Origin of the sequence: Nonomuraea sp. ATR24 (assembly GCF_041950485.1) — a bacterium.
Taxonomy (GTDB): Bacteria; Actinomycetota; Actinomycetes; order Streptosporangiales; family Streptosporangiaceae; genus Nonomuraea; species Nonomuraea ceibae.
This window is the reverse complement of sequence record NZ_JBGNUU010000009.1, coordinates 234,798-259,420: the sequence shown is the minus strand read 5'-3', so window position 1 is coordinate 259,420 and position 24,623 is coordinate 234,798. Positions and strand designations below refer to the sequence as shown.

At 74.0% G+C, this 24,623-nt stretch carries 25 protein-coding genes; 15 read left to right on the top strand and 10 right to left on the bottom strand.

Going from position 1 to position 24,623, the window contains the following annotated elements:
• Window positions 1–71 precede the first annotated feature (71 nt).
• The 9 genes from ACBI99_RS23505 to ACBI99_RS23465 all read left to right on the top strand — a co-directional run bounded on the left by ACBI99_RS23505 (window position 72) and on the right by ACBI99_RS23465 (window position 8,288).
• Window positions 72–791: an ABC transporter ATP-binding protein gene (locus tag ACBI99_RS23505; protein WP_219518183.1), complete on the top strand. Its 720-nt coding sequence runs from the start codon at window positions 72–74 to the stop codon at window positions 789–791.
• Window positions 788–1,510, top strand: coding sequence for an ABC transporter permease (locus tag ACBI99_RS23500; RefSeq protein ID WP_357594093.1), 723 nt, complete (start codon window positions 788–790; stop codon window positions 1,508–1,510). Before ACBI99_RS23505 ends, ACBI99_RS23500 begins: the two co-directional genes overlap by 4 nt.
• The gene (locus tag ACBI99_RS23495; RefSeq protein ID WP_375073469.1) at window positions 1,507–2,697 is read left to right on the top strand and encodes a sensor histidine kinase; all 1,191 of its coding nucleotides are present in this window, start codon (window positions 1,507–1,509) and stop codon (window positions 2,695–2,697) included. Before ACBI99_RS23500 ends, ACBI99_RS23495 begins: the two co-directional genes overlap by 4 nt.
• The gene (locus tag ACBI99_RS23490; RefSeq protein ID WP_219518178.1) at window positions 2,697–3,335 is read left to right on the top strand and encodes a response regulator transcription factor; all 639 of its coding nucleotides are present in this window, start codon (window positions 2,697–2,699) and stop codon (window positions 3,333–3,335) included. Before ACBI99_RS23495 ends, ACBI99_RS23490 begins: the two co-directional genes overlap by 1 nt.
• Before the next feature lie 121 nt (window positions 3,336–3,456).
• On the top strand, window positions 3,457–4,113 hold the full coding sequence (locus ACBI99_RS23485) for an urease subunit gamma (protein ID WP_372455447.1): 657 nt from the start codon (window positions 3,457–3,459) through the stop codon (window positions 4,111–4,113).
• Window positions 4,106–5,992 carry an urease subunit alpha gene (locus ACBI99_RS23480; protein ID WP_219518176.1) on the top strand — a complete coding sequence of 629 codons (1,887 nt, stop codon included), beginning with the start codon at window positions 4,106–4,108 and terminating at the stop codon, window positions 5,990–5,992. Before ACBI99_RS23485 ends, ACBI99_RS23480 begins: the two co-directional genes overlap by 8 nt.
• A 96-nt stretch (window positions 5,993–6,088) precedes the next feature.
• Window positions 6,089–6,766 carry an urease accessory protein UreF gene (locus ACBI99_RS23475; RefSeq protein ID WP_375073468.1) on the top strand — a complete coding sequence of 226 codons (678 nt, stop codon included), beginning with the start codon at window positions 6,089–6,091 and terminating at the stop codon, window positions 6,764–6,766.
• A gap of 23 nt (window positions 6,767–6,789) precedes the next feature.
• Window positions 6,790–7,491, top strand: a complete 702-nt coding sequence (ureG, locus tag ACBI99_RS23470; protein ID WP_219518174.1) for an urease accessory protein UreG — start codon at window positions 6,790–6,792, stop codon at window positions 7,489–7,491.
• Window positions 7,488–8,288, top strand: coding sequence for an urease accessory protein UreD (locus tag ACBI99_RS23465; protein WP_219518173.1), 801 nt, complete (start codon window positions 7,488–7,490; stop codon window positions 8,286–8,288). The genes ureG and ACBI99_RS23465 overlap by 4 nt, the downstream gene beginning before the upstream one ends.
• A 36-nt stretch (window positions 8,289–8,324) precedes the next feature.
• Here the strand turns inward: ACBI99_RS23465 and ACBI99_RS23460 are convergent, their stop codons facing one another.
• Both ACBI99_RS23460 and ACBI99_RS23455 read right to left on the bottom strand, forming a co-directional pair.
• Window positions 8,325–9,716: a hypothetical protein gene (locus tag ACBI99_RS23460; protein WP_375073467.1), complete on the bottom strand. Its 1,392-nt coding sequence runs from the start codon at window positions 9,714–9,716 to the stop codon at window positions 8,325–8,327.
• A gap of 45 nt (window positions 9,717–9,761) precedes the next feature.
• Window positions 9,762–10,952 (bottom strand): MFS transporter, encoded by a 1,191-nt coding sequence (locus ACBI99_RS23455; RefSeq protein WP_375073466.1) that lies wholly within the window; start codon window positions 10,950–10,952, stop codon window positions 9,762–9,764.
• A 69-nt stretch (window positions 10,953–11,021) separates the two neighbouring features.
• On the opposite strand from ACBI99_RS23455, the gene ACBI99_RS23450 reads away from it, so the two are divergent.
• Window positions 11,022–11,615 (top strand): TetR/AcrR family transcriptional regulator, encoded by a 594-nt coding sequence (locus tag ACBI99_RS23450; protein WP_375073465.1) that lies wholly within the window; start codon window positions 11,022–11,024, stop codon window positions 11,613–11,615.
• Here the strand turns inward: ACBI99_RS23450 and ACBI99_RS23445 are convergent.
• Window positions 11,604–12,539 (bottom strand): glucosyl-3-phosphoglycerate synthase, encoded by a 936-nt coding sequence (locus ACBI99_RS23445; protein ID WP_357592013.1) that lies wholly within the window; start codon window positions 12,537–12,539, stop codon window positions 11,604–11,606. The genes ACBI99_RS23450 and ACBI99_RS23445 overlap by 12 nt on opposite strands.
• 43 nt (window positions 12,540–12,582) lie before the next feature.
• Complete coding sequence (locus tag ACBI99_RS23440) at window positions 12,583–14,055, bottom strand: helix-turn-helix domain-containing protein (RefSeq protein WP_375073464.1); 1,473 nt, start codon at window positions 14,053–14,055, stop codon at window positions 12,583–12,585.
• Window positions 14,056–14,281: 226 nt separating this feature from the next.
• Between ACBI99_RS23440 and aceA the strand changes: the two genes are divergently transcribed.
• From aceA to ACBI99_RS23425, 3 genes are all read left to right on the top strand, one after another.
• Window positions 14,282–15,568, top strand: coding sequence for an isocitrate lyase (gene aceA / locus ACBI99_RS23435; protein ID WP_219518162.1), 1,287 nt, complete (start codon window positions 14,282–14,284; stop codon window positions 15,566–15,568).
• A gap of 160 nt (window positions 15,569–15,728) precedes the next feature.
• On the top strand, window positions 15,729–16,166 hold the full coding sequence (locus ACBI99_RS23430) for a SigE family RNA polymerase sigma factor (protein ID WP_375073463.1): 438 nt from the start codon (window positions 15,729–15,731) through the stop codon (window positions 16,164–16,166).
• On the top strand, window positions 16,163–17,488 hold the full coding sequence (locus tag ACBI99_RS23425; RefSeq protein WP_375073462.1) for a TolB family protein: 1,326 nt from the start codon (window positions 16,163–16,165) through the stop codon (window positions 17,486–17,488). Before ACBI99_RS23430 ends, ACBI99_RS23425 begins: the two co-directional genes overlap by 4 nt.
• Before the next feature lie 24 nt (window positions 17,489–17,512).
• Here ACBI99_RS23425 and ACBI99_RS23420 read toward each other — a convergent pair whose 3' ends face one another.
• The 3 genes from ACBI99_RS23420 to ACBI99_RS23410 all read right to left on the bottom strand — a co-directional run bounded on the left by ACBI99_RS23420 (window position 17,513) and on the right by ACBI99_RS23410 (window position 19,905).
• On the bottom strand, window positions 17,513–18,331 hold the full coding sequence (locus ACBI99_RS23420; protein WP_219519544.1) for a siderophore-interacting protein: 819 nt from the start codon (window positions 18,329–18,331) through the stop codon (window positions 17,513–17,515).
• A gap of 61 nt (window positions 18,332–18,392) precedes the next feature.
• Window positions 18,393–19,355 carry an alpha/beta hydrolase fold domain-containing protein gene (locus ACBI99_RS23415; RefSeq protein ID WP_375073461.1) on the bottom strand — a complete coding sequence of 321 codons (963 nt, stop codon included), beginning with the start codon at window positions 19,353–19,355 and terminating at the stop codon, window positions 18,393–18,395.
• Window positions 19,356–19,449: 94 nt separating this feature from the next.
• The gene (locus tag ACBI99_RS23410; RefSeq protein ID WP_375073460.1) at window positions 19,450–19,905 is read right to left on the bottom strand and encodes a hypothetical protein; all 456 of its coding nucleotides are present in this window, start codon (window positions 19,903–19,905) and stop codon (window positions 19,450–19,452) included.
• 146 nt (window positions 19,906–20,051) lie between these two features.
• On the opposite strand from ACBI99_RS23410, the gene ACBI99_RS23405 reads away from it, so the two are divergent.
• Together ACBI99_RS23405 and ACBI99_RS23400 are read left to right on the top strand one after the other, a co-directional pair.
• On the top strand, window positions 20,052–20,588 hold the full coding sequence (locus tag ACBI99_RS23405) for an MFS transporter (RefSeq protein WP_219519549.1): 537 nt from the start codon (window positions 20,052–20,054) through the stop codon (window positions 20,586–20,588).
• A 46-nt stretch (window positions 20,589–20,634) separates the two neighbouring features.
• The gene (locus tag ACBI99_RS23400) at window positions 20,635–21,360 is read left to right on the top strand and encodes a YcnI family protein (RefSeq protein WP_357592022.1); all 726 of its coding nucleotides are present in this window, start codon (window positions 20,635–20,637) and stop codon (window positions 21,358–21,360) included.
• 54 nt (window positions 21,361–21,414) lie between these two features.
• Here the strand turns inward: ACBI99_RS23400 and ACBI99_RS23395 are convergent, their stop codons facing one another.
• Genes ACBI99_RS23395 through ACBI99_RS23385 form a run of 3 tightly spaced genes read right to left on the bottom strand, consistent with a single transcriptional unit; the run spans window position 21,415 to window position 24,531 of the window.
• Window positions 21,415–22,392, bottom strand: coding sequence for an ABC transporter permease (locus ACBI99_RS23395; protein WP_357592024.1), 978 nt, complete (start codon window positions 22,390–22,392; stop codon window positions 21,415–21,417).
• Window positions 22,379–23,347 carry an ABC transporter ATP-binding protein gene (locus ACBI99_RS23390; protein WP_219519556.1) on the bottom strand — a complete coding sequence of 323 codons (969 nt, stop codon included), beginning with the start codon at window positions 23,345–23,347 and terminating at the stop codon, window positions 22,379–22,381. The genes ACBI99_RS23395 and ACBI99_RS23390 overlap by 14 nt, the downstream gene beginning before the upstream one ends.
• Entirely contained in the window at window positions 23,344–24,531 is a 1,188-nt protein-coding gene (locus ACBI99_RS23385; protein WP_375073459.1) for an outer membrane lipoprotein carrier protein LolA, read from the bottom strand. Before ACBI99_RS23385 ends, ACBI99_RS23390 begins: the two co-directional genes overlap by 4 nt.
• Window positions 24,532–24,623 lie beyond the last annotated feature (92 nt).

Sequence of the window (24,623 nt, the reverse complement as noted above, 5' to 3'; positions counted from 1 at the left end):
GCCGGGGCGGGCCTCATTCGTCAACCGATCGGTGGATGCCGCGATCGCGGCCGGGCGGGGATTCTCGGGTCATGACAGTCATCGAGCTCAACGGCCTGACGAAGAGCTATCGGGCACACCAGGCGCTGGCGGGCGTCACGCTCTCGGTGGGGCGGGGCGAGATCTTCGGCATCCTCGGCCCCAACGGCGCCGGGAAGACGACGGTGGTGGAGTGCGCGTCCGGGCTGCGCAGGCCCGACGGCGGCACGCTGCGGGTGCTCGGCCTCGACCCGCGCGAGCGGCGGCGGGAGCTGCTCCAGCGCGTCGGCGTCCAGTTGCAGGAGGCGGCGCTGCCCGACGCGCTCAAGGTCGGGGAGGCGCTGAGGATGTACGCGTCCCTCTACGACAGGCCCGCCGACTGGCGCGCGCTCATGGCGGAGTGGGGGCTGGACGGGAAGCGGCGGACCCGGTTCGGCGCGCTGTCGGGCGGCTGGAAGCAGCGGCTGTTCATCGCGCTGGCGCTGGTCGGCGACCCGGAGGTGGTGTTCCTCGACGAGCTGACCACCGGGCTGGACCCGTCGGCCCGGCGGACGACGTGGGGCCTGATCCGCGACATGCGGGACCGGGGCGTCACCGTCGTCCTCGTCACCCACTTCATGGACGAGGCGGAAGCTCTGTGCGACCGTATCGCCGTGATCGATCGCGGCCGGGTGGCGCACGAGGGCACCCCCGGCGAGCTCGTCGCCAGGAGCGGGGCCGGCGGCACCCTCGAGGACGCCTATTTCGCACTGATCGAGAGGAACGCCTCATGAAGGGGCTCGGCACCGTCATCTCCGTGGAGCTCAGGCTCGCCGTGCGCGATCCGATGTCCGCGTTCTTCGCGCTCGCCTTCCCGGCCGTCATCCTGTGGATGAAGATGCGCAACGGCGGCACGCTGCCGGGCGGGCTGCCGCTGATCGAGGCGTACGTGCCGATGCTCAGCGTGTTCGTCATCGGCCTGGCCACCCTGGTGGTGCTGCCGGCGACGCTGGCGCAGTACCGGGAGCGGCGGGTGCTCAAGCGGCTGAGCGCGACCCCGGCCTCCCCCGCGATGGTGTTCGGCGCGCAGTGGGTGGCGCATCTGCTGCTGGCCGTGCTCGGCAGCGTGGTGCTGGCGGTCCTGGGCCTGGTCGCGTACGGGATGAGCGGGCCGGTCGATCCGCCGGCCGTCGTGCTGGCCTGGCTGCTGGGGGCGCTCTGCCTCGGCTCGATCGGGCTGCTCGTCGGCGCGCTGGCGCCGGGCGGCCGGGCCGCCACGGTCGTGGGCCTGGCGGTCTTCTTCCCGATGGTGTTCGTCTCGGGCGCGATGTCCGCGCGGGAGACGCTGCCGGCGCAGATGCGCGCGATCGGCGAGTGGACGCCGATGGCGCCGGTCGTGCAGGCGGTCCGCGCGGGCTGGGAGGGGCAGGGGCTGCCGCCGGTCGCCGTCGCCGTCATGGTGGCGATCTTCCTGGTGGCGGGCGGGGCCGCGGTGAAGGCGTACCGCTGGTGAGCGGCGCCGGGCGTGACGTCTCGCGCTGGGACCGGGCGTGGCCGGCGCTGCCGTACCTGTTCGTGCTGCTTCCGGCCGGGTTCTCGCTGCTGCGGGAGTGGCGGCCGGAGGTGGCGGCGCTGGCGGTGTTCCTCGGGGTGTGGCACCGGTTCATGGTGTCGTCGCGGTTCAGCCGGATCGAGCGCCTGGCGGTGGCGGTGCTCTACTTCGCCGTCATGCTGGCCGCGGTCGGGGTGCTGGTCAGGATCGACTCGGCGTTCACGGTGGCCGGGCTGGGGGCGTTCGTCCAGGCGTTCGCCGTCCTGCCGGGTTGGAAGGCGTACGCGGGGGTGGCGGCGACGGCGGCGGTGCTGGTCGGCGCCCGGCCGGAGCCGAGACCGGCGGGCGAGATGATCTTCTCCTTCCTGCTGGCCGTCCTCGTCGCCTCGACGGTCGGCCTGTTCATCCAGACGATCTCCGAGCAGAACCGGCAGCGCCAGGCCATGATCGCGCGGCTGCGGGAGCTGGCGGAGGAGAACGCGAGCCTCCAGGCCCGGTTCCTGACCCGGGCGCGCGAGGCGGGCGTGCTCGGCGAGCGCCAGCGGATGGCCAGGGAGATCCACGACACGATCGCCCAGGGGCTGACCGCCATCCTCACCCAGCTGGAGGTGGTCGACGACCTCGTCGCCGGCGTGCCCGCCGCCCGTGCCAGGATCGCCACCGTACGGGCTCTGGCGCGGGACAGTCTCGACGAGGCGCGCAGGTCGGTGCGGGCGATGCGCCCGGCCCCGCTGGAGGAGGCCCGGCTGGCGGCGGCGGTGGAGGACGTGGCGGCCGCGTGGTCGCGGGCGAGCGGGGTGCCCGCGCCGGTGGAGGTGACCGGCGAGGCGCGGCCGCTGCACGCCGAGGTGGAGGCGACGCTGCTGCGGGTGGCGCAGGAGGCGCTGGCGAACGTGGCCAGGCACGCCCGCGCCGGGCGGGTCGCCGTCACCCTGTCGTACATGGAGGACGTGGTGGTGCTGGACGTGCGTGACGACGGGGCCGGGTTCGACCCGGGGGCGGTGGAGCCGTCGGCGGCGGGCGGGTTCGGGCTGATGGGGATGCGGCAGCGTGTCGCCCGGCTGGCCGGCGAGTTCGCCGTCGAGTCGGCTCCCGGCCAGGGCACGGGCATCTCGGCCACGGTGCCCGCCGTTCCCGGGGACCGCTGATGGCGATCCGGGTCGTCATCGTGGACGACCATCCGGTGGTCCGTGACGGGCTGCGCGGGATCTTCGCCTCCGACGAGGCGTTCGAGGTCGTCGGTGAGGCGGCCGACGGGCCGGAGGCGCTGGCGCTGACCCGGCAGACCGCCCCCGGCCTCGTGGTCACCGACCTGCGGATGCCGGGGATGGGCGGCGCCGAGCTCATCCGCAGGCTGCGCGAGCAGGCGCCGGACGTCCGGGTGCTGGTCCTGACGACGTTCGACGACGACGCCGACGTGCTGCCCGCGATCGCGCAGGGCGCGACCGGCTACCTGCTCAAGGACACGCCGCGCGCCGAGCTGCTGCGCGCGGCGCGGGCCGCCGCCCGGGGCGAGCAGGTGCTGTCGCCCACGGTGGCCGGGCGGCTCACCCGCGCGGCGCGCGAGCCGGAGCGGCGGCGGCTGAGCCGGCGCGAGCTGGAGGTGCTGGCGCTGATCGCGCGGGGGGCGACCAACCGCGACGTCGCCGCGCGGCTGTTCGTCACGGAGGCGACGGTCAAGACGCACCTGCTGCACGTCTACGCCAAGCTCGGGGTCAACGACCGGGCGGCAGCCGTGGCGGCGGCCTACGAGACGGGGCTGCTCAAGCCCGCCTCGGAGGCGTGACCGGACCAGCCCGGTGAGGCCGGGTGACGGATGCCTTACCGTCACGGCACGTCACGATCCGTAGTCGTCACGTTACGTTCGGAGACGCCGGGCCGTCCGGGCGCGGCGGAGCGAAGGCGAGGTGGCCGGGGTGCACCTGACTCCCCACGAGCAGGAACGTCTGATGATCCACGTGGCCGCGGACGTGGCCAGGAGACGTAAGGAGCGGGGGGTGCAGCTGAACTATCCGGAGACCGTGGCGCTGCTGACCTCGCTCGTGCTGGAGGGGGCCCGCGACGGCAAGCCGGTCGCCGAGCTCATGCTCCCGCCGGACCCGGAGGTGCTCAGCCGGGACGACGTCATGCCGGGCGTCCCGGAGATGATCTCCAACATCCAGGTCGAGGCGACGTTCCCCGACGGCACCAAGCTCGTCACCATCCGCGAGCCCTTCCCCGAGCAGGCCACGAAGCAGGCTGTGGTCCATCCGGGCAAGGTGGACCATCCGGACGGGGCCGGGCCCGTCGTCTTCAACGAGGGCCGTGAGGTCACGACCGTGACGGTGACCAACACCGACGACCGGCCCATCCAGGTCGGCTCCCACTACCACTTCTGGGAGGCCAACCCCCGGCTCGCCATCGAGCCGCGCGAGGCCGCCTACGGCAAGCGCCTCAACATCCCGGCCGGCAGCTCCGTGCGGTTCGAGCCCCGCTGCACCCGCGAGGTGACGCTCGTGCCCATCGAGGGCAAACGGGTCGTCGCCGGGCTGCGCGGCGAGGTGGGAGGTGCCCTCGATGGATGAGTCCGTGACGGACCCGGTGGCCATCCCGCTGGCGGACGCGGTCCCGAGGGAGCGGATCGCCCCGCCGGACGAGCGCCCGGTGGACGCCCCGCTGAGCCGGGCCGACTACGCCGACCGGTACGGCCCGACGGCCGGCGACCGGATCCGGCTGGCCGACACCAACCTGCGGATCGAGGTGACCGAGGACTGGTCCGGCGGCCCCGGCCGCAGCGGCAACGAGGTCCTCTTCGGCGGCGGCAAGGTGATCCGCGAGTCGATGGGCCAGTCGCACGCGCCGCGCGACCCGGCGGCGTTCGGCGCGCCGCGGCCGCCCGACACCGTCATCACCGGCGCCGTCATCCTGGACCACTGGGGCGTGGTCAAGGCCGACGTCGCCATCCGCGACGGCCGCATCGTCGCGCTCGGCAAGGCGTACAACGACGATCTCATGGACCGGCTGCACGACGGGCACGAGCGGGCGACGGACTTCCTCATCGGCCCGGAGACCGAGGTCATCGCCGGCAACGGCAAGATCCTCACCGCGGGCGGGGTCGACACGCACGTGCACTTCATCTGCCCGGAGCAGGTCCACGAGGCGCTGGCGGCGGGCGTCACCACCCTGATCGGCGGCGGGACCGGGCCGGCCGAGGGCAGCACCGCCACCACCGTCACGCCGGGCTCCTGGCACGTGGCGCGGGCGTTCGAGGCGCTGGACCACTTCCCGGTCAACGTGGGGCTGCTCGGCAAGGGCAGCACGATGTCCACCGAGTCGCTGCTCAACCAGGTGAAGGGGGGCGTGCTCGGGTTCAAGATCCACGAGGACTGGGGGGCCACGCCCGCCGTCCTGCGCAGGTGTCTGGAGGTGTGCAAGGCCACCGGGGTGCAGCTCGCGCTGCACGCCGACTCGCTGAACGAGGCGGGCGCGGTCGCCGACACGATCGAGGCCATCGGCGACCACCCGATCCACATCTTCCACGTCGAGGGCGCGGGCGGCGGCCACGCGCCCGACATGATCACGATGGTGTCCCTGCCGAACGTGCTGCCGGCCTCCACCAACCCGACCCGGCCCTTCACCGTCAACACGGTCAAGGAGCACATCGACATGGTGATGGTCTGCCACCACCTCAACCCGCTGGTGAAGGAGGACCTGGCGTTCGCCGAGTCGCGGATCCGGCCCTCGACGATGGCGGCCGAGGACGTCCTGCACGACCTGGGCGCCATCTCGATCATGTCGTCGGACGCGCAGGCGATGGGCCGCATCGGCGAGATGATCATCAGGACGTGGCAGACGGCGCACGTGATGAAGGCCCGGCGCGGCCCGCTCGACGGCGACGGCGACGCCGACAACCACCGCGCCCGCCGCTACGTCGCCAAGTACACGATCAACCCGGCCGTCGCGCACGGGATCGACCACGTGGTCGGCTCGGTCGAGGTGGGCAAGCTCGCCGACCTGGTGCTGTGGGAGCCGAAGTTCTTCGGCGTCCGCGCCGACCGGGTGATCAAGGGCGGCCAGCTCGCCTACGCCCAGGTGGGCGACGCCAACGCCTCCATCACCACCCCGCAGCCGGTCCTGCCCAGGCCCGTGTGGGGCGCGACCGGGCGGGCCCCGGGCGCCAACTCGGTCAACTTCGTCACCGAGCACGCCATCGCCGCGGGCCTGGCCGAACGGGTCAAGGTCGGCAAGCCGTTCACGGCCATCCGCGACACCCGCAAGGTGTTCAAGGCCGACATGCGGGAGAACGACGCCCGGCCCGACATCCGCGTCGACCCCGACACGTTCACGGTGGAGATCGGCGGCGCGATCGCCAAGGACGTGAAGACGGAGATCGACGACGAGCTCGTCGAGGGCGACCAGTACGCCACCGAGCTGCCGATGGCGCAGCGCTACTTCCTCTTCTGACCGCCGCGCCGGCTGACCACCCCGCCCTGTCTTACCGCCTCGCCCTGTCTGACCGCCTCGCCCTGTCTGACCGCCTCGCATCGAAGGAGCCCATACATGACGGACCGCGCCGCGCTGCTCGTGCTGGCCGACGGGCGCTTCCCCTCCGGCGGGCACGCCCACTCCGGCGGGGCCGAGGCGGCCGTCTCGGCGGGGCTCGTCCGGGACGCGGCGGGCCTGGAGGCGTTCTGCCGCGGCCGGTTGCACACCGCCGGGCTGGTCGCGGCGGGCCTGGCCGCCGCGGCCGCCGCCGGCTGCGACCCGCTGCCGCTCGACGAGGCCGCCGACGCCCGCACTCCCTCCCCCGCCCTGCGGCGGGCCTCGCGCAGGCTCGGGCGGCAGCTCCTGCGGGCCGCCCGCGCGATCTGGCCCTGCGGCGACCTCGACGCGCTGGCGGCGGCGCGGCCGCGGGGCGCGCACCAGCCCGTCGTCCTCGGGCTCGCCGCCCGCTCGGCGGGCCTGCCGGCGCTCGACGCGGCGTACGCGGCCGCGTACGAGAGCGTCAGCGGGCCGGCCGGTGCGACGGTCCGGCTGCTGCGGCTGGACCCGGTCGACGCCGCCGGTGTGCTCGCCCGCCTCGCCGAGGACGTCGACCGGGTCGCGGCGCGGGCGGCCGGGGCCGCGCGGCGGGTCGCCGCCGAGGGCGCCGAGGCGCTGCCCGCCGTCTCGGCGCCGCTGCTCGACATCTCCGCCGAACGGCATGCTGCCCTGCCGGTACGCCTGTTCGCCTCCTGACCCCCAGACCATCCGGAGCACCCATGCACCTGAACCACGGCGACTCCTTCCCCGACGGCCACCCGCACGGCCCCGGCGGCTCTCCCCCGCAGCGGCCGGGCGGCGGGCGGCGGGCCCTGCGCATCGGGCTGGGCGGCCCGGTCGGCACCGGCAAGACCGCCACGGTGGCCGCCCTGTGCCGGGCGTTGCGCGACGAGGTGTCGATCGCCGTCGTCACCAACGACATCTACACCCGCGAGGACGCCGAGTTCCTGCTGCGCGAGGCCGTCCTGCCGCCGGAGCGGATCGCCGCGGTCGAGACGGGCGCGTGCCCGCACACCGCCATCCGTGACGACATCTCCGCCAATCTCGAAGCCGTCGAGGACCTGGAGGACCGGATCGGCGCGCTGGACCTGATCCTCGTGGAGTCCGGCGGCGACAACCTGACCGCCACCTTCTCCAGGGGCCTCGTCGACGCGCAGATCTTCGTCATCGACGTGTCGGGCGGCGACGACATCCCGCGCAAGGGCGGCCCCGGCGTGACCGCCTCCGACCTGCTGGTGGTCAACAAGACCGACCTGGCCCCGTACGTGGGCGCCGACCTGGAGGGCATGGCCCGCGACGCCAGGGCGCAGCGCGGCGACCTGCCGGTGGCGTTCACGGCGCTGAAGGCCGAGGGCGGCGTCACGCCGGTGGCCGACTGGGTGCGCGGGCGGCTGGCCGCCTGGGGCGCGGGCGCCGCGTGACGCTCACGGCGGCCACCGCTAGCCGGGCCGGTCGTCCCGGGCCGGGCGTGCACGCCACCGCGCGCATCAGGGCGGTGCGCGCGGGGACGGTCACGGCCCTGCCCGTGCTGGCCGGGGACGGCCCGTTCGACCTGCGGCGCGGCCGTTCCGACGGGAGCCAGGCGCGGGTGTGCGTCATCGGCGCCATGAGCGCGCCGCTGGGCGGCGACCGGCTGCGCATCGAGGTCGGCGTCGAGGAGGACGCCCACCTGCGCGTCACCTCGGCCGGGGCCACCGTCGCGCTGCGCGGCCCCACGTCCGGGCACGCCGCCTACGACGTGCGGGTGAGCGTCGCGGCGGGGGCGAGCCTGCAGTGGCTGCCCGAGCCGCTGATCTCCGCCGCGCGCAGCAACCTGCGGCAGACGTGCGTCGTCGACCTGGCGGCCACGGCGCGGCTCGTGCTGCGCGAGGAGCACGTCCTCGGCCGCGTCGGCGAGCCGCCGGGCCGGCTGTCGGCCCGGCTGACCGTCCGGCGCGGCGGGCGTCCCCTTCTCGACCTGGAGAGCCGGTACGGGCCGGACGCGCCCGGGTGGGACGGCCCGGCGGTCCTGGCCGGTCATCGCACCGCCGGGCAGATCCTCGTCGCCGACCCGGGCCTCGACGAGCGGGCGCCGGCCGTCCGGCTCGCCGGCGACGATCCCGGGGAGGGGCAGGCCGTGCTCACCCCGCTCGCCGGGCCGGCCTTCCTGGTGAGCGCCGTCGCCCCGGACCTGGTCCGGCTGCGCCGCCTCCTCGAGGCGGCCTCACGGATCGCGTGACCCCCGGCGCCCCGACAGGTCGCCGCCGGGGCCGGGTCATCTCGCCGGTCTGAGCGCCGCCAGGGCCGCCGCGAGCGCCGGGAGCCCGGCTGCCAGGGCGGCGACCAGCTCCCACGGGGTGTCGAAGGCCACCCGTGGCGGCACGTCCCATTCGATCGAGGTGGTCAGCGGCCAGGCCAGCAGCAGGCCGGCGACGCCGCCGCCGGCCGCGCCCGGCAGCGCGCCGCACGCCGTGACCAGCCCCGCGCGGCAGGCCGCGTACCGTCGCGGGGACCCGCCGGCGCGCCGCAGCACGCGCGCCCGCCGGGAACCGCGCGCCGCCAGGGCGGTGGCGGCCAGCCCGCCGCCGAGGGCGAGCAGGATGAGCGCCCCGGCGACCGGGATCCAGCCGGTCGCCGGCTCGTACCCCCGCTCGACGTGGACCTCGGCGAGGTCGCTGAGCCGGTCGGTGAGCCGCTCCTGCTCGGCGCGGGTGGTGCGATGGGCGGCGGGGTCGACGAGGAACCTGCCCGCCTCCAGGTCGAAGCCCAGCCCGCGGACGACCTTCGCGGGGACGAAGAGCGCGCTCAGGCGCGGGTCGGCCGGTCTGACCGTGATCGCGGGAATGGTCTTGGTCAGGTACTCGCCGGGAGGCGTGGTCATGCTGTAGTGGAGCTCGATCGTGGGGTCGGCGCCCGGTTCCGCGGTGACGAGGACGGCCGTGTCCTCGTCGTAGGGCGTGGCCGGGTCCCCGGTCAGGTAGCGGAGCAGCGTCTCGTCACCGACGAAGGCGTCGAACCCCGACCAGCCGTCGCCGGCGTAGGTCACGTGGCCGCTCCCGGCCGTTTCCTCGCTCCGCAGCACGGGGACGCCGGGCGGGAGCTCCTCCCGGACGGCGGCGCCCACGGCGTCGGGGTCGTCGGTGTAGAACGTGTCCACCTGGAGGGCGCCGGGCCGGGCCTGCGGGAGGTACTGGGCGCGGTTCTGGGTGGTGACGGCGGCGGCCGAGACCATCAGGGTGACCGCCAGGCCGGTGGCGAGCATCACCGCCGCCGTCAAGGCCGCCGTGCCGCGGGAGGCGCCGGCCGCCTCGCGCGCCGCCAGCCGGACCGTGACGGGCAGGCGGGCGGCGTGCCGGGCCGGGAGTTTCAGCGCCCACGCGACGAACGGCCCCAGGCCGAGGAACAGCAGGGCGGCGCCGAGCATGCTCGTGTAGAGCTGCACGGCGGAGCCGAAGTCGTCGTAGTGGACGTCCTCGCGCGTGGCCCAGGCGTTGCCCGCGAGGACGGCGAGGCCGAGCGTCGCCAGGACCGCCCCGTGGGCGAGGGCGAGCCGGCTCACCGGGCGGTGGCGTTCGCGCGGCGTCGACCGGGCGGCCAGCACCGCAGCGCCGCCCGCCAGTCCCAGGGGGATGGCGAGCACGACGGCGAAGAACGCGATCAGGTCCACGGGGGCGATCGTACGCAGCCATACCCGGAATTCGCCGCGAAAAGATCAAACCGGGACACCGCCCCGGCCGCTCACCAGCGCGACGGCCAGGGCGGACAGGCCCATCGCCGCCGCGAGGGCGTACAGGAGCGGGGTGAAGCCGCTGAAGAGGGCGGCGACCTGCGGGCCGGCGCTGCCGCCGACGGCGAGCGAGAAGGAGAACAGCGCCAGCGCCGTGCCGCGCGAGCGGCCGGCGCGGGCGGAGATGGACTCGTTCAGGCTGGGCAGGCCGGCGGTGATGGCGACGGCGTACACGGCGAGCAGGAGCACCAGGCCGGGCCCGGCGGCGCCGGTCAGGGCGGCGGCGGCGAGCACCAGCGCGCCGCCGGCCAGCATCACGGCGGCCCGGGTGACGGGCGCGACGCGGCCGAACCAGGGCATGAGCAGCGGCACCGCGATCATGGCGGGCAGCCCGGCGGCGCGCAGCGCGAGCAGTTCGCCGGACGACGGGGTGACGCCGTAGAGCTGCAGGCCGGTGTAGACGGCCACGAACCCGGTCAGCACCACGACCGAGGCCGCGTACCGGGCCAGCAGCGGCCGGTCGCGCAGCAGCTCCGGCAGCGGCCGGTAGGCCGCGAGCAGCCCGCCGCCGGTCGGCGCCTGCGGGGTGCCGGGCAGCATGGTGGCGCGCAGGCCGAGGCCGGACAGGGCCAGGGCGGCGCCGGAGATCAGGAACAGCCCGCGCCATCCGGTGGTGTCCACCAGGAGCTGGGCGAGCACCTGCAGGAGCACGGCGGAGGCGAGGAACGCGCCGGTCACCGCGGAGATCGCGACCGCGCGCCGGCGCGGCTCGATCCGCTCGGCCAGGTACGCCAGCCCGGCGGGCGGGAACGTGGCCACGGCCAGCCCCTGGACGGCACGCAGCACGAGGGCGGCCTCCGGCGAGGGCGCGGCGGCGACCAGCGCGGTGGCGAGGGCGGCCAGGGGCAGTCCGGCGAGCACCAGCCGCCTGCGCCCGAACCGGTCGGAAAGCGGGCCGAAGATCAGGAATCCCACCCCGTAGCCGGCGCCGAACGCGGTCACCAGCCAGGTCAGCTCGCCCGGGACGGTCCCCCAGGTCGCGGCCATGTCGGGCAGCAGCGGGATCACGATGTAGAGCTGGCCGCTGACCAGCACGGCGGTGAGCACGAAGGACAGCAGCGTGGACCCGAAGGGCGCCGTGGCGGGCGGCGCGGGGCGGAGGGAAGTGGTCGTCATGTGCCGGGACGCTACACCAACCAACTAGTTGGATGTCAACCAACTAGTTGGTCGAGGTAGGATGGCCGCATGCCAGCCAAGGTCTCGACCACCGCCACCAGGGCCGCCCTGCTCGCCGCCGCCCGCGAGGAGTTCGCCGCGTACGGCGTCGCGGGAGCGCGCGTGGACCGGATCGCCGAGCGCGCCGGCGTCAACAAGGAGCGCATCTACGGCCATTTCGGCAGCAAGGAGAAGCTGTTCGACGCGGTCATCACCGAGGCGATCGACGACCTGACCGCGCAGATCGCGCTGCCCGGCAGCGACCCGGTCGACTACGTGGCCAAGCTGTCGGCCTACTACCAGGCTCATCCGGAGCTGGTGCGGCTGCTGATGTGGGAGGCGCTCAACTACCGGGGCCAGGAGCTGCTGCCCGGCCAGGAGGCGCGGGTCGAGCGGTGCGCGCGCAAGACCGCGTCGATGAGCGAGCGGCCCACGGACGCGACGGCGCGCACGGTGTTCCTGCTGACGGGGCTGGCGCTGTTCCCGGCGATGATGCCGCAGCTCGCGCGCATCCTCCTGGGCGAGGCGGCGGGCGACCAGGAGGCGATGCGCGAGCACGCCGCCGCCTTCGCCGCCGCGGCGCTGCGCGACGGCCTGCCCGGGGAGGGCCCGTCAGGCGGCTGACGCGGGCACGGTGACCATCGGCGGGCGTTCGGCGACCGAGATGTCGCTGGTCAGGACCTCGTGCCCGGCGCTGACGCGGCGGAACTGGTCGAGGCGGCACGACGGGTCGTGGCAGGTCTGGATCTTGCCCTGGCGGCACAGGCGGGACCAGGCGGCGAGCATGATCTGCCCCGCCATGCCGCCCAGGGCCTCGGTCGACTGCGGGGCGTGCTCGCGCGTGCCGAGGTCCACCTGGGCGAACGCGTCGAGCCCGGCCAGCTCCAGCAGGTCGATGAGCAGCCCGATCTCGACCCCGTAGCGGGTCAGGAACGGCACCCGTTCCAGCGCGGCGCGGCGGCCGGCGTACTCGCCGGCGAGCGGCTGGACGAAACCGGCCAGCTCGGGCCAGTGCAGGTTGATGAGCGGGCGGGCGACGAGCTCGGTGACCCGGCCGCCGCCGGTGGGCGCGCCGTCGAGCGGGCGGTCGTAGCAGCCCTTGACGTACGCGACGGAGGAGTCGCTGAGGAGCGGGCCGAGCAATCCGCTCACCAAGGTGGAGCGAAATTTCCGGATATCGGCGTCGACGAAGGCGACGATGTCGCCGCTGGTGACCGCCAGGGACTTCCACAGCGCCTCGCCCTTGCCGTCGAGCGGCGCGAGGCCCGGCAGGATGGTGTCCTGGGCGTGCACGACGGCGCCCGCCCGCGCCGCCACCTCCGCCGTGTCGTCGGTGGAGCGCGAGTCGATGACCACGACCTCGTCGACGACCGCGCCGAGCTCCCCCATGATGACGGCGACGATCTCCCCCACGGTCTCCCGCTCGTCACGCGCCGGGAGCACCACGCTGACCGTCGCACCGCCCTTGGCCTCGGCCAGCGCCGCGACCGGCCAGTCCGCGGCCCGCGAGCTGCGGCGCCGCATCCAGCTCTGAACTTCAGGCAGCATGCGAACCACCCCCGTTCATCCCCGCCCCCAGGATAGGCGAAGGTCAGCCGGCCCCCGCGTGGCGCTCCAGGAACGTGTAGACGTCGGCCTCGTCGACCCCCGGGAACGACCCCGGCGGCAGCGCGGCCAGCACGTGGGAGTTGGCGCGGGCCGACGGCCAGGCGTAACCCTCCCAGCGCTCGGCCAGATCGGTCGGCGGGCGGCGGCAGCAGTCGCCGTTGGGGCAGAGCGACCGGGTCCGGTTGGTGGTCTCCCGGCCCCGGAACCAGCGCGACTCCCGGAACGGCACGCCGAGCGTGATGGCGAAGTCGCGCTCGCGTGACGGGTCGACGTGCGCGACGCAGAAGTAGGTGCCGGTCGGCGAGTCGGAGTACTGGTAGAAGACGGAGAAGCGGTCGGGCGAGGTGAAGACCTGGCGGCCCGACCACTGCAGGCACATCCGCTGGCCCTCGATCGCGCCCTGCTCGTCGGCCGGGAAGACGATGCCGTCGTTCTCGTACGCCTTGTAGATGATGCCCCCGGCGTCGTTGCGCACGAAGTGGCAGACGAGGCCCAGGTGGTGGGTGGCGAGGTTGGTGAAGCGGTGGGCGGCCATCTCGTAGGAGACGGCGAACACGTCGCGCAGGTCCTCCACCGACAGCGCCCGGTCGGCCTTGGCCTCGCGCAGGTAGACGGCCGCGGCCTTCTCCGGCACGAGCACCGCGGCGGCGAAGTAGTTGGCCTCGGTGCGCTGGCGCAGGAAGTCGGCGAAGTCGCGCGGCTTGTCGTGGCCGAGCGCCAGGTGGCCGAGCGTCTGGAGCAGGATCGTGCGCGGGGTGTGCATGCCGAGCTGCTCGTGCTTGACGTAGATGCGGCGGTTGCGCAGGTCGGTGATGGAACGCACCGAGCGGGGCAGGTCCTGGGCGGTGTGCACGGTGTAGCCGAAGTGCGTCACCAGGCTCTGGATCATGCTCTGGGACAGGGCCCCGGTGCGGTAGCCGACCGCGGACAGCGCCTCGGCGGCGGCCTTCTCGATGTCGGGGAAGTAGTTGCCGAGCTCGCGCTGCCTGCGCCGGAGCTCGGCGTTGGCGGCCCTGGCCTCCTCCGGGGTGGCGGTGCCCCTGGCCTGCCGGGCGCGCAGCTCGCCGTAGAGGCCGAGCAGGTGTTCCAGCACGTCGTTGGGCACCCGCGCGGACACCTTGAGCCTGGGCAGGCCGAGCCCCGCGTACAGGGGGTCGCGCTGCGCCTCCTCCAGGGCGATCTCCAGCTGGGCGCGCCGGTTGGGCGGCTGGCGGCGCAGCAGTTCCTCCACCGGGACGCCGAGCGCGGCGGCGAGCGACTTGAGCAGCGACAGCTTCGGCTCGCGTTTGCCGTTCTCCAGCAGGGAGAGCTGACTGGGGGCGCGGCTGACGCGCGAGCCCAGGTCGGACAGGGTGAGGCCACGCTGTTTGCGCAGGTGGCGCAGGCGCTGCCCGAACGCGATGAGATCGAGCTCTTGCGTCAAAGACAGCGGTTCTTCGCCTAGCAAGGACGCCATGCAGGCATCTTAGACGGAAAATCCGCCCATCTTCTAGTCACAGCAGGTTGAGGGTGATTGGTCTAGGCCAACAGGAAAAGTCGCGATTTCTTCTGCAGCGAACAGGCGGCAAGAGTTGCGATTTATGCGAAATTTCGTCGTTCTTCTCTGAATCGGCCCCTATGGCGGTGGGGTGGTCAGGGCGCAGACTCGGCATGAGCCCCAGGGGACGACAAAGGAGACAACGATGAACGATCGCCTCAAGGGAGCTGCCGAGCAGCTGCGTGAAGAGTGGGACAACGACCCTCGCTGGGCCGGCATCGAGCGCACCTACAGCGCCGAGGACGTGGTCCGGTTGCGTGGAAGCGTCCAGGAGGAGCACACGCTGGCCCGCCTCGGCGCCCAGCGGCTGTGGGACCTGCTGCACACCGAGGACTACGTCCACTCCCTCGGGGCGCTGACCGGCAACCAGGCCGTGCAGCAGGTGCGGGCCGGGCTGAAGGCCATCTATCTGTCCGGCTGGCAGGTGGCCGCCGACGCGAACCTCGGCGGGCACACGTACCCCGACCAGAGCCTCTACCCGGCCAACTCGGTGCCGGCCGTCGTGCGCCGCATCAACAACGCGCTGCTGCGCGCCGACCAGATCACCTGGTCGGAAGGCGCCGAGAACGCGCCGTACTGGCTCGCGCCCATCGTGGCCGACGCCGAGGCCGGGTTCGGCGGCGTGCTCAACGCCTTCGAGCTCATGAAGGGCATGATCGCCGCGGGCGCCGCCGGAGTGCACTGGGAGGACCAGCTCGCCTCCGAGAAGAAGTGCGGCCACCTCGGCGGCAAGGTGCTCATCCCCACCGGCCAGCACATCAAGACGCTCAACGCCGCCCGCCTCGCCGCGGACGTCTGCGGAGTCCCCAGCCTGATCATCGCGCGGACCGACGCCCAGGCCGCGACGCTCCTGACCAGCGACGTGGACCCCCGCGACCAGCGCTTCACCACCGGCGAGCGCACCGCCGAAGGCTTCTACCGGGTCCGCAACGGCATCGAGGCGTGCATCGCGCGCGGCCTGGCCTACGCGCCGCACTCCGACCTGCTCTGGATGGAGACCGGCACGCCCGACCTGGACGTGGCCCGCGAGTTCGCCGAGGCGATCAAGGCCGAGTATCCCGACCAGATGCTCGCCTACAACTGCTCGCCGTCCTTCAACTGGAAGAAGCACCTCGACGACTCCACCATCGCCAAGTTCCAGCGGGAACTCGGGCACATGGGGTACAAGTTCCAGTTCATCACGCTCGCCGGGTTCCACTCGCTGAACCACTCCATGTTCGCCCTCGCCCAGGGGTACGCGACCGACGGCATGACCGCGTACGTGGACCTCCAGGAGGCCGAGTTCGCCGCCGAGGCGCGCGGCTACACCGCCACCCGCCACCAGCGCGAGGTCGGCACCGGCTACTTCGACCTGGTCAGCACGGCCGTCGCGCCCGACTCCTCGACGACCGCGCTCAAGGGCTCCACCGAAGAGGAGCAGTTCACCCACTGATCTCCCGAACTCGCCGGCCACCTCCAGGGCATGGGACGGTTCCCCCGGCGAAACGGCCGCGCCAGACACCCCCCGGCCTGGCGCGGCCACTTTTCGTGCAACAGATTCCCCGCGATCCCTCTCTCGGAGGTGACAGATAACGACGAGAGGCAGAGGCAGCGTGGATGAGGAGTCCAAGTTCGCGGAGTTCGTCGCCCGGCGGGGTGACGCGCTGATGCGGTACGGATACGTGCTGACCGGCAATCCGCACGACGCGGCGGACCTGGTGCAGGAGGCGCTGCTCAAGATGCGGGCGGCCTGGCCGGGGCTGCGGTCGAAGGACAACCCGGAGAGCTACGCGCGCACCACGATGGCCCGGCTGCACATCGCCGCCTGGCGGCTGCGCCGGCGCGAGCAGGTGATGTGGCAGGCGCTGGCCGGGCTCCCCCGCAAGCAGCGGGCCGTGCTCGTGCTGCGCTACTACGAGCAGCTCAGCGACGCGGAGATCGCCGAGACGCTCGGCGTGTCCCGGGTCACCGTGCGCAGCCAGGCGCACCGCGCGCTCACCAAGCTGCGCGCCACCGTCCCCGCCCACCTGATCCCCGGAGGCGCACGATGACCGGACCGACGACCGGACCGAACGAGCACAATCGGGACGAGGCCGGCGCCACCGTCCTGGAGGAGACCCTGCGCAGGACGCTGGAGCGCGCCGCCGATCGGGCGCCCGCGCTGCCCGCCGCGGTCGCCGCCCGCCTGGCCGGGCCTTCTCCCCGGCGCGCGCCCCGCGCGCAGGCGCTGCTCGCCGCCGCGGCGGTCGTCGTGGTGGCCGCCGGGGTGAGCGTGGCAGTGACGGCCGGCCTCGGGGGCCCGGCCGAGCCCCGCCCCGCCGGCCCGGCGGCCACCGTCTCGGCCACCGCCTCGGCCGGCGTGTCCACCAGCGGATCCACTGGCGGGCCCACCGGCGGGCCCACGGGTGAGCTCACTGGCCTCCAGGCGCCGCCGCCGATCGAGGAGGTGTGGCCGCAGGCCGTCCACAAGCTCCCCGGCACCCGGCGCGATCGGCTGCGCCCGATCCAGTTCCTCGACGACCGGACGCTGCTCGTCGAGACCTGGTCGAGCTTCGAGAAGGCCAACGCCCTGTACGCCTACGACCTCGGCACCCGGGAACGACGCGAGATCACGAAGGTGCCGACGCCCAAGGGCACGGTGGCGTTCGCCGCCGACTTCCGCGCCGGCGGCGACCGGGTCGTCTGGTGGAACCGGCTCAAGGACGGCACCACCCAGATCTGGTCGGCCCCGCTGTCCGGCGGCGAGGCCGCGCTCGTCACCACCGTGCGGACCGACGAGAGCGGCCTGGACGGCGTGCAGATCGCCGGCGACCGCGTCGTCTTCTCCGCCCGCTCCGGCGGCGTCCACACCGCCCCCCTGGCGGGCGGCCCGGCCACCCCGGTCGAGGGCGGCGCGTCGATGCACGTGCTGAACTGGCCGTGGATCGGCGAGCCCGGCCCGTACGGCGAGCATGTGGGACCGAGGTTCGGCCGGATCCGCAACGCGGAGACGGGCGAGACGCGCACCGCCACCACCCGGCCGGGCGACGAGCTGCTCGGATGCTCGGTCACCCACTGCATCGGGCAGCGCCAGAGCGGCATGTTCCTGCGCCTGCGCGACGGCTCGGGCGAGCAGCCGCTGCCGGGCTCCATGGGGCGGACGGACCGGCTGCCCCAGGACCGCTTTCACGTGGCCATGCTGAAGGACCGCACCGGGTTCGTCGCCTTCGCCCTGTACGACCTCGCCGGCGGCCGCTCGGCCGACCTGGGCATCGAGGCGGAGCAGAGGGAGAACGGCTTCTCCGCCCAGCCGCCCGGCCACGACGCCGAGGGCAGGCTCCTGTACTACGACGTCGGGGACACGCTGTACGTGATCGACGTGACCAAGATCTGACCCGGGTCGCGGCCGGGGGCGGGCTCAGCCGAGTTCGGCGGCCTCCTCGGTCTCGACCTGGCGGTTCCAGTCCTTCTTGACCGCGCGCCACCCCTCGTCGTCCACGCCTGCCCGCCAGTAGCCGGAGATCGACAGCCGCTCCAGCGGCACGCTCTTCTCCACCCGCAGGTAGCGGCGCAGCCGCTTGACGAAGCCGGCCTCGCCGTGGACGAACGCGCACACGTCGCCGGGCGGGAAGCCGAACGCGAGCACCGCCTCGACCAGCGCCTCGCCGACGGGCCCGCCGTCGCGGTAGAGCCAAGTCACGCGGGCGTCGGCGAGCGTGCTCAGCTTGAGCTCGTCCTCGGGCGACTCGACCTCGACGAACACGTACGCGAGCGCGTCCTCCGGCAGCGCCTCCAGGGAGGCGGCGATGGCGGGCAGCGCGCTCTCGTCCCCGGCGAACAGGTGCCAGTCGGCCTCCAGGGCCGGCGAGTAGCTGCCGCCGGGGCCGAGCATGAGCACCTCGTCGCCGGGCCTGGCCCGCGCGGCCCACGGCCCGGCCAGCCCCTCGTCGCCGTGGTGGACGAAGTCGAGCGTCAGCTCCCGGGTGTCGGGGTCCCAGGCGCGCACGGTGTAGGTGCGCAGGCGGGGCCAGAACTCCCGCGGCATGGTCTCGCGCACCTGCCGCACGTCGAACGGCTGCGGGTAGTCCACGCCCTCGTGCGGGAAGACGACCTTGACGTAGCTGTCGGTGGCTCCGGAGAGGGCGAAGTCACGCAGGCCGTCACCGCCGACGACGACACGGATCATGTGCGGCGAGATGCGTTCGGTGCGCAGGACGACACCGCGGTGATCGGTCATTCCAACGACCCCCTCCAGAAGTTAGGCATACCTAACCTACACCCTGCCCGAGGGAAGACCGTCAGGCCGCGTCCTCCATCGGCGGCCGCTCCCCCGCCGCGGCCAGGAACCCCGCCATGTGCCGGAAGGCCAGCCGCGCCTCCGGCAGCACGTCCGCGAGCAGCGGGAACACGTGCGGCATCCGCGGCCACTCCTCGTACGTCACCGGCACCCCGGCCCGCCGGGCGCGCAGGGCGACGCGGCGCGCCTCGTCCCTGAGCACCTCGGTGGACCCGGTGACGATCATCAGGGGCGGCAGCCCGGTGAAGTCGCCCAGCACCGGCGACACCAGCGGGTCGCGCGGGTCGAGCCCGTCGGTCCAGCGGCGGGCCAGCCAGCGCACCCGCCCGGCCGGCAGGATCGGGTCCTGCCAGCGGTTGGCCCGGCGCGGGGAGTCGGTCAGGTCGGCCCACGGCGACAGGCAGATGCCCGCCGACGGCAGCGGCAGCCCCCGGTCACGCAGCGCCAGCAGCGTCGCCAGCGTCAGATGGCCGCCCGCCGAGTCGCCTGCCACGATCACGTCGGCCGCGTCGTACCCGCGTTCGAGCAGGCACCCGTACGCCTCCAGGGCGTCGCTCAGCGAGTCGGCGAGCTTGTGCACGGGCCCCTGCCGGTAGTCCAGGGCCAGCACCGGGCGGCGGGCCGCCGCCGACAGCCGCCAGGTGATCGGCCGGTGGGTGCGCGGCGAGCACCAGAAGTAGCCGCCGCCGTGCAGGTAGAGCAGCACCTTGCCCTCGTCCAGGTCCCGCCCGGCGCGCACCCACTCGCCGCCGCACGCGGCGAAGCCCGCCGGGGTCACGCTGACGTGCTCCGGCACCGGCACGGCCCCCGCGAGGCCGCCGAGCCGCGAGGCGCAGTCGAGCGCGAGCGGGTGGCGCAGCAGCAGGTGCGAGGCGGGCTTGAGGGTGCCCCGCATCAGGCCGGTGAGCGCGCGGGCCTGCCAGCTCAGCGGGTAGTCAGGCGTGACGTCGCGGTCCAGGCTCATGACGAGTCCTCCGTGACCTGTACATACCCGCACTACTCACCGGTAACCAGGGGGCTTCCGGCCCGCCGCCTTTACAAAGTAGATCGCAGCGGGGTCAGTAGTAGCTGCCCTCCTGCGTGCTCTCGTACTCGTCGTCGTCCTCGTCGTCGTCGCGCGCCCAGCGCGAGGGCATCAGGACGGGGATGAACAGCGCCACGCCGAGCAGGGCGAAGGCGCCGGAGGTCAGCAGCAGCCGGTCGCCTGCGGCGGCCTCCCGGACGAGCTGGTGCACCGACGGCTCGTCCGGGAGGAGGCTGAGCGCGCGGTTCATGTCGAGGGCGTAGACGACGGTCCAGGCGAGCAGGACCAGCGACGGCGTGAAGGTGGCCAGCGGCGAGACCCGCCCCGCCACGACGAGCCCGACGACGAGGCCGACGGCGGCCATCGAGCCGAGCGCGATCCACAACTGCTGCCCGCCGGTGGGGGCGGCCTGCGCGGCGAGCATCGCCTGCTGCACGGCCCATCCGCCGCCGGCCAGGACCGCCGCGGTCACCACCAGCCCCAGGAGCAAACCACCTAAGTGCCGCAACGTACTCACCCCTATGTCAACGTGGTGAGCCCGACCCTAGCGACAAACATCGCGAATCAACCAGGCATTGCCGAGCTTGAAGAAGAACTCGTCGCCGCCCCCTCCCCGTGAGACCATGTGGCACACCCATGCGCGCGCACCCGCCCCTCCGGCTCGTCAGGGCGGCCGTCTTCACGGCCGTCTGCGTGACGCTGGCCGCGATCGCGCACACGCTGGGCGGCGGCACCGGCCCCGCGGCGTGGGCCGCCGGGCTCGGCGCGGCCTCGGTGTTCGCGCTCGCGCTCGCCCTGTCCGGCCGGGAGCGCCCGGCCGCCACCGTCAACACCGCGCTGATCGTCGCGCAGGCCGGGCTGCACGAGCTGTTCGGCGGCGGCGACGGCACCGCCTACGTCGCCCTCCATCTGCACGGGCAGGGGCTCGGCGACGCGCTCGGCATGCTGGTCGCGCACCTGACGGCCACGCTGCTCACCGGCTGGTGGCTGGCCCGCGGCGAGGCCGCGCTGTGGGCGACACTGCGCCGGCTGCTGCGCCGCCTGACGCCGCTGCGCCCGGTCCGCTCCCCCGTCCTCCGCCCCGCCGCGCCGATCGTGCGCGCGCGGGCCGTGCCGCCCGATCCCGGGCTGCGTCACTCCGTGGCCAGGCGTGGTCCTCCACTGCCCGCCTGACTGCTGACACCCCCGTAACCCCCATCACGACAAGTGGAGATCCGCCATGTCCTTCGTCCGCCGTGCCGCGACCGTGCTCGCGGCCACCACCGCCCTGACCGCCGGGCTCGCCCTGCCCGCGCTCGCCCACGTCACGATCAACCCGGGCACCGCCGAGCAGGGCGGGTTCACCAAGGTCGCCTTCCGCGTGCCGAACGAGCGCGACGACGCCTCGACGGTCAAGGTCGAGGTGTCCTTCCCCACCGACCACCCGCTGGCGTTCGTGTCGGTCAAGCCCGTGCCCGGCTGGAGCGTCAAGGTCACCGAGGGCAAGCTGCCCAAGCCCGTCACCACCGAGTTCGGCGAGCTCACCGAGGCCGTCACCACCGTCGTGTGGTCCGGCGGGAAGATCGGCAAGGGCGAGTTCCAGGAGTTCGAGGTGTCGATGGGCCGGCTGCCCGAGGGCGTCGGCCAGATCGTGTTCCCGACGAAGCAGACCTACTCCGGCGGCGAGGTCGTCGACTGGGCCGACGCGCCCGCGGCCGACGGCTCCGAGCCGGAGCACCCGGCGCCGGTGCTCAAGCTGACCCCGGCGACCGGCGGCGACGCGCACGGCGCGGCCACCGCCCCGGCGTCCCCCGCCGCCGGGTCCCCCGCGCCCTCGGTGACGCCGGTCGCCGCCGCCTCCGGCTCCTCCGACGGCACCGCCCGCCTGCTCGGCGGCGCGGGCCTGGCCGTGGGCGTCATCGGCCTCGTGGTCGCCTTCCTGGCGCTGCGCCGCCGCACGTCCTGACCCGCGGGCGCGTCCCGTACGCGGCCCGTTCTCGGCCCGTACGGGGCGCGCCCGTCAGGAGGTGATGTCCTTGCCGGTGAAGCGCGCCCACGCGACCGACAGCGACAGCACGGTGTACGCGCCGAACACCGCCAGCCCGTCGAGCAGCGCCCCGGTGTCGACGGGGGCGCGCAGCACGGCGTCGAAGCCGGTGAAGCGGGCCGGCAGCAGGTAGGGCTCCAGCGGCGCGAGCTCCGGGATGGCGCGCAGCACCTGGCAGACGATGACGGCCACGACCGCGCCGGCGATCGCGCCGATGGGCACCTCGGTGAACGTCGACAGGGCGAGCGCGACCGCGCCCAGGGCGGCCATGCCGGCGCCGATGTAGCCGACGCTGACGGCGATCCGCAGCAGCCCGTCGGTCACGGAGACGGTGGTGCCCGACAGCAGCGTCACGTCCCCGACGGGGAACAGCACCAGCCCGGTGAGCAGCGCCGACAGCGCCACCACGGCGGTGACCGCGTAGGCGTACACGACGACGTTCAGGAACTTGACGGCCAGCAGCCGGCCCCGGCCCGCGGGCGCGGCCAGCAGGTAGCGCAGCGTGCCCGCGCCGGCCTCGCCGGCGATCGAGTCGCCGCCGACGACGGCGACGGCGACCGGCATGAGCAGCAGCGTCAGGAACGAGAACGAGACGAACGTCAGCATGAGGCTGTTGCCCGCCACGCTGGCGATCAGCCCGCTCATCTCGTCGTCCCCGCCGCCGCCGACCATCCGCAGCGCGACGCCGACGACGACCGGCACCGTGGCGACCACCGCGAGCATGGCGAGGTTGCGCGGGCGCCGGAACGTCAGGCCCAGCTCCGAGCCGAGCAGCCGCCAGAACGCGCCCGGCCGGCGCGGCGGCGACGGCAGTCCCGGCGGCGGCGGCTCGGGGGCGTGGCGTTCGGCGCTGCCGATCGTCTCGGCCACCGGCACCAGCCCGGGGGTGCGGCGGGGCCGGTCGGTCCGCGTCGCCGCCTCCGTACCGGTGGTGGTCTCAGCCGTCGACATCGAAACCCTCTCCCGTCAGTCCCACGAACACGTCCTCCAGGCTCGGCCGCACCACGGCGAGCCCGCGCACGGCCACGCCCTCGCGGACGAGCACGGCGTTGACCTCCTCGGGCGCGTGCCCGCCCAGCTCGGCGCTCACGTGCTCGTCGGAGCGCACGTCGGCCAGGCCGAGCGCGCCCAGCACCCGGGCGGCGTCGGCGGGGTCGGGCGTCTCGACCCGGATCCGGGTGGCGCGCCCGCCGCTGAGCGAGGCGATCGTGCCCTGCGCGACGAGCCGGCCGGCCCGCATGATCGCCGCGTGCGTGCACATCTGCTCCACCTCGGCCAGCAGGTGGGAGGAGACGAAGACGGTGGTGCCGCCGGAGGCGATCTCCTTGACCAGCGCGCGCACCTCGCGGGTGCCCTGCGGGTCGAGCCCGTTGGTCGGCTCGTCCAGGATGAGCAGCTCGCGCGGGCCGAGCAGGGCGGCGGCGATGGCCAGGCGCTGGCGCATGCCCAGCGAGTAGTTGCGGAACCGCTTGCCCGCCGCGGCGCTCAGCCCCACCCGCTCCAGCGCCTCGCCGATCCGCTCCTTGGCGGTGGCGGGCGTCGCTGTCGGGTCGGCGGCGTCGAAGCGGCGCAGGTTGGCCTCACCCGACAGGTACGGGTAGAAGGCCGGTCCTTCGACGAGCGCACCGACCCGGGGCAGCGCCTGGCCGAGCGGCAGCCCGAGCAGCGCGTGCTCGCCCTCGGTGGGCGCGACCAGGCCCAGCAGCATGCGGATCGTGGTGGTCTTGCCCGAGCCGTTCGGCCCGAGGAAGCCGTAGACGGACCCGCGCGGCACGGCCAGGTCCAGCGCGTCGACGGCGACCTGGCCGCCGCGGAAGCGCTTGGTCAGGCCGCTGGTCACGATGGCGGCGTCGGAGGGCGGGGCCGCCCCGAGAGGCGCCCCCGCTTCCTGCGTGGCGGTCGTCACCTGACGCCCGCCGCCTTGGTGATCTCCTCCGGGGTGACCGCGCCGACCAGCAGACGGCCGTCGTCGGTCAGCAGGACCGTGGCGAGCTTGGTGGTGATCAGCTTGCCGGAGCCCCACGGGCCGCTCACCGGGGTGGCGGACTTCAGGACGGTCTCGAGGAGTGCGGCCGGGTCGGCGCCGCCGTCGCCGCCGAACGGCGACCCGTCCTCACCCTGCTCGCCCTGCTCGCCGGCCTGGCGGCCGTCCTGGGCCTTCAGGTCGGCCACGGAGGCGGGCAGCACGGCTACCGAGGTCCAGCCGTCACCGACGATCTTGACCTCTTCGGCGGCCTTCCTCGCCTCCTCACGGTGCTCCTCGGCCCGCTCGCCGCCCTCGCCCTCCTGGGGCGCGGTGAGCTTCTTCTCCTCGACCTTGGCCCCGGCGGGCGGGGTGAAGGCGAAGTTCTCCGGCGCGGGCGGCGTGAACGTCACCTGGGTGAAGCCGACCTGGAAGGCCGGTTCGGCCGAGCCCTTGGCGAACACCTGCACCTGGAGCGGGACGAAGTTCTCCCCGTCGAGGGCCAGGCGCACCTCCTCCACCAGGGAGCCGGCGTCCTTCGGCTTGAGCACGAGCTGGTAGGCCGGGCGGCCGGCCACCTCGGCCGTGTTGGTCACGCTGACGGCGGTGTGCTCGTCGGCCTGGGCCAGCACCTTCTCCGCCGCCGCCTGCGGGGTCAGCTCCGCCGGGGCGGTCTCGGCCGCGTCGTGCGGCCGCTTCCCGTCATAAATGATCTTGGTGGCGGTGTTGGTGGCGCTGTCGAAGTACCACGCCTGGTCGCCGTTGACGATCAGGTTGGTCTCGTTCATCTGGGTCGGCATCGCGACCCTCAGCTTGTCGCCCGCCCCGTACCAGACCTTGATCTCGTGCGAGCCCGACAGCAGGCTGAGCGGCCCGGCGGAGCTGGTCGCCGGCAGCGCCGGCAGGCCGAGCGAGGCCGTCTGCTGCACGGTGCCGGACATCGGCAGCATGCCCTCGGTCTTCTGGGCGGCCGCCGCGGCGTCGGCCAGCAGCTGCTGGGCCGAGCGCTCGGGCAGCACCGGGTCGCCGCTCACCGCGGCGACGACCGGACCGGCGCCGATCGCGGCCCCGATCACGGCAGCAGCCGCGATCGGCACTCCCCACCTCACGAACGTGCCTCTTCGCATCTCACTCCTTAACGGTATGTCGATGCCGCCAGCCTGTGTGATGCATCCTTAGGCGAGCCTGAGACGAGCTGAGATCCCTCTCAGCCTTCTCA

What these genes read in the sequence shown, in the direction of transcription:
- ACBI99_RS23505 (WP_219518183.1), top strand. Translation starts at nt 72, where the DNA reads ATGACAGTCATCGAGCTCAACGGCCTGACGAAGAGCTATCGGGCACAC.
- ACBI99_RS23500 (WP_357594093.1), top strand. Translation starts at nt 788, where the DNA reads ATGAAGGGGCTCGGCACCGTCATCTCCGTGGAGCTCAGGCTCGCCGTG.
- ACBI99_RS23490 (WP_219518178.1), top strand. Translation starts at nt 2,697, where the DNA reads ATGGCGATCCGGGTCGTCATCGTGGACGACCATCCGGTGGTCCGTGAC.
- ACBI99_RS23480 (WP_219518176.1), top strand. Translation starts at nt 4,106, where the DNA reads ATGGATGAGTCCGTGACGGACCCGGTGGCCATCCCGCTGGCGGACGCG.
- ACBI99_RS23475 (WP_375073468.1), top strand. Translation starts at nt 6,089, where the DNA reads ATGACGGACCGCGCCGCGCTGCTCGTGCTGGCCGACGGGCGCTTCCCC.
- ureG (WP_219518174.1), top strand. Translation starts at nt 6,790, where the DNA reads ATGCACCTGAACCACGGCGACTCCTTCCCCGACGGCCACCCGCACGGC.
- ACBI99_RS23455 (WP_375073466.1), bottom strand. Translation starts at nt 10,952, where the DNA reads ATGACGACCACTTCCCTCCGCCCCGCGCCGCCCGCCACGGCGCCCTTC.
- ACBI99_RS23450 (WP_375073465.1), top strand. Translation starts at nt 11,022, where the DNA reads ATGCCAGCCAAGGTCTCGACCACCGCCACCAGGGCCGCCCTGCTCGCC.
- ACBI99_RS23445 (WP_357592013.1), bottom strand. Translation starts at nt 12,539, where the DNA reads ATGCTGCCTGAAGTTCAGAGCTGGATGCGGCGCCGCAGCTCGCGGGCC.
- ACBI99_RS23440 (WP_375073464.1), bottom strand. Translation starts at nt 14,055, where the DNA reads ATGGCGTCCTTGCTAGGCGAAGAACCGCTGTCTTTGACGCAAGAGCTC.
- aceA (WP_219518162.1), top strand. Translation starts at nt 14,282, where the DNA reads ATGAACGATCGCCTCAAGGGAGCTGCCGAGCAGCTGCGTGAAGAGTGG.
- ACBI99_RS23425 (WP_375073462.1), top strand. Translation starts at nt 16,163, where the DNA reads ATGACCGGACCGACGACCGGACCGAACGAGCACAATCGGGACGAGGCC.
- ACBI99_RS23420 (WP_219519544.1), bottom strand. Translation starts at nt 18,331, where the DNA reads ATGACCGATCACCGCGGTGTCGTCCTGCGCACCGAACGCATCTCGCCG.
- ACBI99_RS23415 (WP_375073461.1), bottom strand. Translation starts at nt 19,355, where the DNA reads ATGAGCCTGGACCGCGACGTCACGCCTGACTACCCGCTGAGCTGGCAG.
- ACBI99_RS23405 (WP_219519549.1), top strand. Translation starts at nt 20,052, where the DNA reads ATGCGCGCGCACCCGCCCCTCCGGCTCGTCAGGGCGGCCGTCTTCACG.
- ACBI99_RS23400 (WP_357592022.1), top strand. Translation starts at nt 20,635, where the DNA reads ATGTCCTTCGTCCGCCGTGCCGCGACCGTGCTCGCGGCCACCACCGCC.
- ACBI99_RS23395 (WP_357592024.1), bottom strand. Translation starts at nt 22,392, where the DNA reads ATGTCGACGGCTGAGACCACCACCGGTACGGAGGCGGCGACGCGGACC.
- ACBI99_RS23385 (WP_375073459.1), bottom strand. Translation starts at nt 24,531, where the DNA reads ATGCGAAGAGGCACGTTCGTGAGGTGGGGAGTGCCGATCGCGGCTGCT.